Origin of the sequence: Thalassolituus sp. UBA2590 (assembly GCF_002339775.1) — a bacterium.
GTDB lineage: Bacteria > Pseudomonadota > Gammaproteobacteria > Pseudomonadales > Oceanobacteraceae > Thalassolituus.
This window is the reverse complement of record NZ_DDKU01000189.1, coordinates 1-7730: the sequence shown is the minus strand read 5'-3', so window position 1 is coordinate 7730 and position 7730 is coordinate 1. Positions and strand designations below refer to the sequence as shown.

4 protein-coding genes are annotated in these 7730 nt (G+C 50.4%); 1 reads left to right on the top strand and 3 read right to left on the bottom strand.

Annotation, left to right across the window (positions count from 1 at the left end; translation table 11 throughout):
- Positions 1–221: 221 nt before the first annotated feature.
- Complete coding sequence (locus tag B2067_RS16015) at positions 222–1229, top strand: transposase (RefSeq protein ID WP_301389123.1); 1008 nt, start codon at positions 222–224, stop codon at positions 1227–1229.
- 465 nt (positions 1230–1694) lie between these two features.
- Here B2067_RS16015 and B2067_RS16010 read toward each other — a convergent pair whose 3' ends face one another.
- The 3 genes from B2067_RS16010 to B2067_RS16000 all read right to left on the bottom strand — a co-directional run.
- Positions 1695–2840 carry an ADP-ribosylglycohydrolase family protein gene (locus tag B2067_RS16010; protein WP_301389122.1) on the bottom strand — a complete coding sequence of 382 codons (1146 nt, stop codon included), beginning with the start codon at positions 2838–2840 and terminating at the stop codon, positions 1695–1697.
- Positions 2841–2881: 41 nt separating this feature from the next.
- Positions 2882–3232 carry a hypothetical protein gene (locus B2067_RS16005; RefSeq protein WP_301389121.1) on the bottom strand — a complete coding sequence of 117 codons (351 nt, stop codon included), beginning with the start codon at positions 3230–3232 and terminating at the stop codon, positions 2882–2884.
- On the bottom strand, positions 3229–7730 hold a 4502-nt coding region (locus B2067_RS16000; protein ID WP_301389120.1), incomplete at its 5' end, for an RHS repeat-associated core domain-containing protein. The genes B2067_RS16000 and B2067_RS16005, both read right to left, overlap by 4 nt.

Genomic DNA, 7730 nt, shown 5'->3' with positions numbered 1-7730 from the left:
TTCTTGCGGGTACTGTTTGTAAATGCGTTTCTGGCTCATGGTTGGCACCTCTGTTGGTGAAGAGTTTATCTCTTCTTGAGGTGTCCGGGGTATTCAACCAGAACAAGGACAGTTAATGGAACTAGTTGGAACTAGGACAGTCATTGTAAGAAGAATGCCTGATTCTCGTTAAAGATCAATTTCTATACAGTAGAAATACGAAATATACATCAGGAGAATGTATGCCAAAGCCAAGGAAGCAGCTGGTCTCTCTGGAAGCTACTCCCTACTACCACTGTGTTTCCCGTTGCGTCCGTCGCGCATTTCTATGCGGAACCTCCCCTGAGGGCCGCTCTTTCGAGCATCGCCGTGGCTGGATTGAGAAACTCATCCTGGATCAGTCACAAATTTTCTGTATTGATATCGCCGCTTATGCAGTGATGTCGAACCACTTCCATGTGATTCTTCATGTCAGCCAACAGCGCGCCAGAAGCCTAACCAGCCTGGAGGTCGTTCAACGCTGGCACCAGCTATATCAAGGAACGTTACTGTCAAAGAAATTCGAGAGAGGCGAAGACCTGTCGGCATCACAGCAAGCCATACTGGATGAACGTATCGATGAATGGCGAGAACGCCTGATGAGTATCAGCTGGTTCATGCGCCGTTTAAATGAGACTGTCGCAAGGCTTGCCAACGAAGAAGATCAGTGTACCGGCCATTTCTGGGAAGGCCGGTTTAAGTCTCAAGCGTTACTGGATGAAAAGGCGCTAGCGGCCTGCATGGCCTATGTCGATCTGAATCCCGTACGTGCTGCGATGGCTAAAACTCCAGAAGAATCAGAGCACACTTCTGTTAAAAAACGCGCTCAGAAAGCGAAAGAAACCTATTCACCAAATCACCTCAAACAGCAAGCATATGGATTACTTCCCTTTGCTGGGAACCCTCGCCAAGACATGCCTGAAGGTATACAGATGCGTCTGACAGACTACCTGGAGCTCGTAGACTGGACAGGACGACAGATCAGAGAAAATAAACGGGGATCAATCTCAGAGGCTGAACCGGCTATCATGAACCGCTTGGGTATTGATGCTGAACACTGGCTATACATCACACAAAATTTCGAATCCGAATTCAAGGGTATTGTCGGTGCTGCACACGAAGTAAAATCGAAAATCACAAAATTCTGGGACGACCAACGAGAACGAAGGCGGGCTGCTGGCATTGCCACCTGTAAATTGCGTCTTTCCTGAAGCAAAAAACCTAAGCCGCAACATCATCAGATCACTCTGAGACATTCACTCGCTTCCAATTCGTGATTTCTGTTTGAAACGACACAAAAAGTTGCCAGCACTTTAGTTTTCCACAAACTATTTTCTATCGGTAAGTTTTACGCTTCAGAAACCAGCCACCCTCTCTTACTATGACTGTCTTAGTAGTTCGTTAGTAGTTCGCTGTCTTAGTAGTTCGACTGTCTTAGTAGTTCGACTGTCTTAGTAGTTCGGTGATTTCCTGCGGGGTGCCCAGGCTCTTACTATGACTGTCTTAGTAGTTCGTCATTAATGCCATGAGAGTTACCTTAACCGGTTTTGAAATCTGGGCGTATTCTAACCACTAAAGGATGGGATAGAAACCTCAGGGGAGGAATGTCGGGCGGCAAGGTGGTCAAAGAGCGGAAGCGCTTCAGCACACCTTACAGCAACGGATATATTCCCCGGTCAGGACTCAGAGCCTGACTGGACCAGTTCAGAGGCTTTCTGATAGAAGAAGTAGTTATACTTAATTTTTTCCACCCAGCGCTGAGGAATCTGTCGCTCCCCATAATACGCCCCTGCAAGCTGCCCATAAATAGCACCGGTGGTATCCGCATCCTCACCAAGATTGACGACCTTCAGCAGACCATCCTCGAAGTTATCCGTTGTCGCGAAGGCCCACAGAGCTGCTCTTAAAGTATCAATAACATAGCCCGTGCCCCGAATGCTGTTCTGTGAGTTTTCTAACGTTCCAATGCTCTCCGCAATTGTGACAACCGATTCGCATAAAGGCGAGGACGTCCAATAGCCATCAACCGCACTGTACACGCCATCCAGAAGCTCAGCCTTGGTTACCCCATTCAAAGCGCCCCAGATGAGAGCTCCAAAATAACGACAGGCATCTACCGCTTCCAGTGCCCCATGGGTCGATAAGGAACTCTGCCCGGCATACGCAACAGCATCCTTAAAATTCTGATGATAGAAGATCGGTACAGGCGCTAATCGCATAAGAGATCCATTACCTGCAGAATACTTATCGGTCGGACCAGATACCGGATCACCGGTGCGTAAATAATCTTCTAAAGCAGTGGTAACCGTTATTCCAATATCGAAGCACTCAGCAGTGACACTGAATGCGCCTTCTTTCCACCATTTTACGTAGAGTTCAATCTGATCCTGCAAATTAAACCCACGACTTCTTGTCAGGCTATGCGCCAAGCATAGAAGCATACTGGAATCGTCAGTCCACTCTCCGGGTTTCAAATTGAATGGGCCACCACCAATGATGTCGCTGATAGGGTCGAATGTGCCGGGCTGTGTAAATTCGAGAGTCGTCCCCAATGCATCACCAACCGCACAGCCGATCATTGCCCCCCGGGCTCTATCCAGTAAAGTTCCCTGATGTATTGCCCCTGGGAGCTTATCGAGATAAGCATCATCGATAATTCCTCTGGATATACCTTTTCTGGCACTTATATAAGCCAATACATTAGTAATATCGGGGTCAACTGGGACACCCGTCATTTTTTCAGAGGAATGAGGAAACCATAGGCCTTGGTTAGCGAGGCGAGTTACTCTATCTATTCTATCTTGGATACTGATGTTCGACACCGCTCGCCCCATAATAATTTCTATACATGTCGCGACAACAGTCACTGAACCTGAACGACACCCAAGATGACTTTAAAGTCTTCTGAGAAAAACAATATAAAACTTTCAGAATCAGATGAAGCATCGGCAACTAGAATCAAGCCAGAGTATCGCCCTAATAAACTAATCAACTCATCAACACCGAGGTATGAAATGCCATTCTCTTTTAAATTCAAAAGCCTTTTTTTATATACTTCAAATAAAGTAGTAGCATCAATCCCCATATCAGATACCTTCCCCAACTTCGAACGGGAAAGCCTTTCGCCAAGAAAACTAATAACACTCTCACACTCGGAAGAGTAGCTTTTTGATTCAACATAATCAGAAATATTAATCACCTGTGAATCAGTCATTTTATTGTTGCCCCATTTGTTGGACCAAGCCTCAGAACTTCATGTTCCATGAAAATATCAGGCGACCAAATAAGATCTTTCCTCTTGACTTGCTGCTCGAGAATTATTGCATCGGGCTTGTCTGTTGCAAATCGTCGGGCTATATCTGGATTTGTTGTCCACGATGTAAAGTCGCTCTTGTTGTCGCCATAATTATGTAACGCAACATCCCTATGCCCCCCCCAAGGGACTGACTCACCCTTGAGAGCATTTTTATAATCTGGATGGCTAGGATGTACCCCTCTATACACAGTTACGAGCTCTTCCTGATCACCATCAGGAGTTCTAAAGCCATGTGAGCCAGTAAAAGTATCCGTCAAAGGGTCGTAATTCTCTGGAATTTCTCCATCGCCCTCCTTGCAACTCAACCCCAGCGGGTCCACCCAGGTCACCGGGTTCGGCACATACAGGTAGTTATTATCCCCACCCAATAACCCAATCGGGTCCTGGTTTATAAACCGGCCACATTCCGGGTCGTAGTAACGGTGGCGGTTGTAGTGTAATCCACTTTCTTCGTCGTAGTACTGCCCCTGGAACCGGAGGTTGTTTTCAACCTGCTGCTCGGCGGCAAGCGCTAACGAGCCGTAGGCTTTGTATTGTGCGGTCCAGACCAGTTCGCCGTCGGCGTTGGTGATTTCCTGCGGGGTACCCAGGTGATCGAGGTGGTAGTGGTTGATCTCACCACATTGAACAAACGCCAGTGGTTTAAAGGTGCCCGGTTCAAAGACATACACCTTGCCGTTGCCTTGCTGTTCAGCCGTGATGTCTGCCGATTGCTCGCTCAGGAGTACGTCGTCGTTCCAGTAGAATTCTGTGCCTCCGGTGACGTTACCTGATTCGTCTTTATTTACTTTGCGGATACGGTGGCCCAGCGCGTCGTACTGATATTCAGTAATGCGCATGGTATCGCCAATGGTTTTGGCGACGCCGGTTAGTCGGTTCTGATAATCGTAGCGGTAACGCGTGGTCTGGCGGCCATCTTTGCCGCGGCGTTCTTCAACGCGGTTGCCCTGGTCGTCGTAGCTGTAATGGCGGTCACCCTGGAAATTAAGGCGGTTACCGGTAACTTGCCCACTGCGGTTCTGGCCATTTACTTCGTCCGGTGAGCCAAGCAGGTTGCCGGCAGGGTCGTGTACAAACTGTTCTGGCTGCGGGCCGCTGACCTGTATCAGGCGATCTATCTGGTCGTAATGATATTGGGTGCTGCCGCGCAGTTGGTCGTCGATCTGGCTGATCTGTCCTGCTGCGCTGTAGTGGTAACTGCGTTTGTTCAGCGGTTGCTGATGATCGTCGCTAGCGCCCGCTTTCATCAGGGTCTGTTGTTGTAAACGCCCCTGTGGATCAAAGCTCTGAGTTTGTTGTAAGCCGTTGCCTAACTGGCGCAATGCTTCACGGCCTGCATCGTCGTGAGTGAAGCTGGCGATCAGCTGGTCGTTCCAGTGAACCGATGCGGTCTGACCTAATGGGTTAAAGCCGTAATGGATGGCATCGCCACCCGGCAATTGCGTCGCACTGCGACGACCCGAGCTGTCGTAATTGTGAATCAGCTCGTGCTTGTCCTGCATCGCACTGATCACCTGCCCCGTCGGGCTGTACGCCCAGCTAAGCTGTCGATGCGGGTTATTGGCGCTGAGCAGTCGGCCTACCGGATCGTAATCGTATTCGGCAATCAGTTGATTTACGGCCTGACCACGGCCCAGTTCCTGCCATTGAGACAGCAATTTACCTTCGGCATCACGACGGTAGGCAATTCGGGTTACCGGCAGAATTTCGCTGTTAATGTAGCGGTATTCTTCGCTCTGGATCAGGTGACCAGCAATATTGTATTGGTAGCGTTGCACGCGGCCGTCGAAGCCAATTTCTTCGATCAGGCGTTCGTTGCCATCGTATTTTAGCTGGTAGCGTTCGCCATTTTCGTTGGTTAATCCAACAAGGTTCCGCTCGGCATCGTAGTGGTAATTAAATGCCTGACCGCTGGCATCTACGCGTCGGCTGACCTGAGATAACCAGTCATATTCGTAGCGGGTGGTTCGACCCGTATGATCAGTAACGGCTGCGAGCTGGCCGTGTGGTGTGTACTGGTAGTTGGTCTGGCTGCCGTCGCTGTTAGTTACCGCAATGCACTGACCCGCATCGTTATATTCAAAGTTCTGCGATTGCTGGTTAGGGTAAATCACCCGCGTAACCTGGCCACGTTCGTTGTAGCTGTAACGGGTATGCGAACCCAGCGGATTACGCACAGCGGTAATACGGCGATGGTTATCCCAGACATAACTGGTTTTATTGCCGTCAGCGTCTGTGACACCGGCAAGAAGCCCTTCTGGGGTGTAGTCCATGCGCACCGAGCGCCCGGCGGGATCAACAGTACTGATCAGACGGCCTTGTGCATCGTATTTACGCTGCCATGTTGCGCCGGTCGCATCTTTGGCTTCGATTAATTGGCCGGTACCGTTTACGCGGAAGTTCTGCGTATGACCCAGTTTATTGGTGTGGCTGATCAGGTGACCGCCGTGGTTGTACTGGAACAGCTCTGTGTTGCCGGCCGGATCAGTCAGTTTGATCAGGTTACCGCTGCGGTCGTATTCATAACGGGTATCGTCACCCTCAGGCTGGCGAATCCAGACTGGCAGACCAAGGCGGTTAAATTTGTAAGACAGGCGGCCACCGCGGGAGTCGGTGGCATGGCTGGTGCGGTTATCCAGATCCCATTCGAACTTGTAGTCGTAGACGTGCTCGCCATTAATTTTATCGCCCCAGTTGCGCAGGCAGCGTGCATCCGGGCCGATATGCGTCCATTCGAAGTAGTAGCTGAAGCCTGATTTAAGCGTACGCTGTTGAATCAGGTGCTGCTCGTAGCGGAAGTGCTGGGTGTGCCCCATTTCATCGAATGAGGTAATCAGGTCTGAGTCTTCATTAAACTCATAGGCAACCTGACGGCTCACATATTGTGGGCGGCTTTCAGGGCGGAATACGCGATCTATGGCCGTTACATGACCTTTGTTATCGTGAGTCAGCTGTAACTCTTCGCCTTCAGAAGTCGTGATGCGCTTAACCAGGTTGTTCTGGTATTCAAAATTTACCTGATGGCCGCTGTTATCCGTCCAGCGCGTCATGCGGTAGGTAGCGCGCGCAGCTCCTGAGGCAAAATGGTAAGTAATGCCCTGGCCGTTGGCATTGGCTACCTGATATTCATCTTCTGCAGTGCGGGTCAGGATTAATTTTTCAGTTCTGTTGCGACAACTGCCACCGATATTTACCGGATTAAAATTAATCGATCGCCCCTGATCATCGAAGTACTGAATATCCTGTTGGCCAACGAATAAACGGCGATTTAGTGGCGAACTCCAGCCATAGCCGAGGCCATTATTCTGTTTGATATTGCTGCTGCGGTAGACACGTTTCCAGGTGAACGGAATTGGGCCTGCCATTTCGAAGTCGACCAGTTCCAGTAATTCTTCACCATTAACCATGCTGATCGGACAACCATTGGTGCAGGTTTTACTGGCTTCAGTGTGACTTGCGCCTTCGGCATCCGGGGATGACTTAGCCGCTTCGGCATCAGCGTGGCTGCTATTTCCGCTTTCCGCCCCATGCGCATCGGTCTTTTTCACCGAACTATCGACGGATTCCAGTTTGCCTGGGCCGGTATTCTTCCCATTGAACGCTTTCTTACGGTTCTTAATCCGTTTGGTTGCTTTCGCAAAGTCAGCTAACAGGTCACCGACTTTGTTGAATTTGCGCACTAGGTGCATTTTGCTGCCAACGGCGGCAACCACACCTGCACCACCGGTGACGGCGGCAACGATGATGGTCAGGATTAATTCAAAGGCGCCGGAGCCTGCGACTTCGGTGATTTCGATGGCGTGTTGGGCTTCGGCGTAGTCTTTGACGAAGCGATATAAAATGTCGCGCAGGGTTTCGTCGTTGAGCACCAGATCGGTCATGGCAATCGCTTCGTCGATCTGCTGCTGGGTGATCTGGCTCGGGTCGAAGCCGATGGCTTCAACGAGTTCGCGTTTTTCGCCGCTCAGATAAGTTTCGGCGTAGGTGTCTGCGAAGTTGTCCGATTCCCATGCGGCACGAAGTGCTTTGGCATGGTGTTCCATTTTCTTAAATGGGTTGATGACGTCGCTGAGCTCTTTTACCTGTACTGCGAGGCCCCAGGCGGATGAGCCGATGCCCGTCATGAAGGCGCCTGTGTAGATCAGGCCTTTCATTACGGTGGATTCTTTATCCATCTGACGCTGGTGCATGGCGGCTTCGCGTCGTTCGCCTTCGACGATCTGGCGCAGGGCGTTTTCAATCTGCACACGCAGGAATGGGCGATCATCGGGTACTTCGTCGTCGACTGCGCGAGCGGTATCGATTTTTTCGAGCGTCAGGTAGTTGGCCGCGATGGCTTTGGTCAGCGCTTGCCGCGGGCATGACGGACGGCCATCCAACTTTGACAGTACGTCAA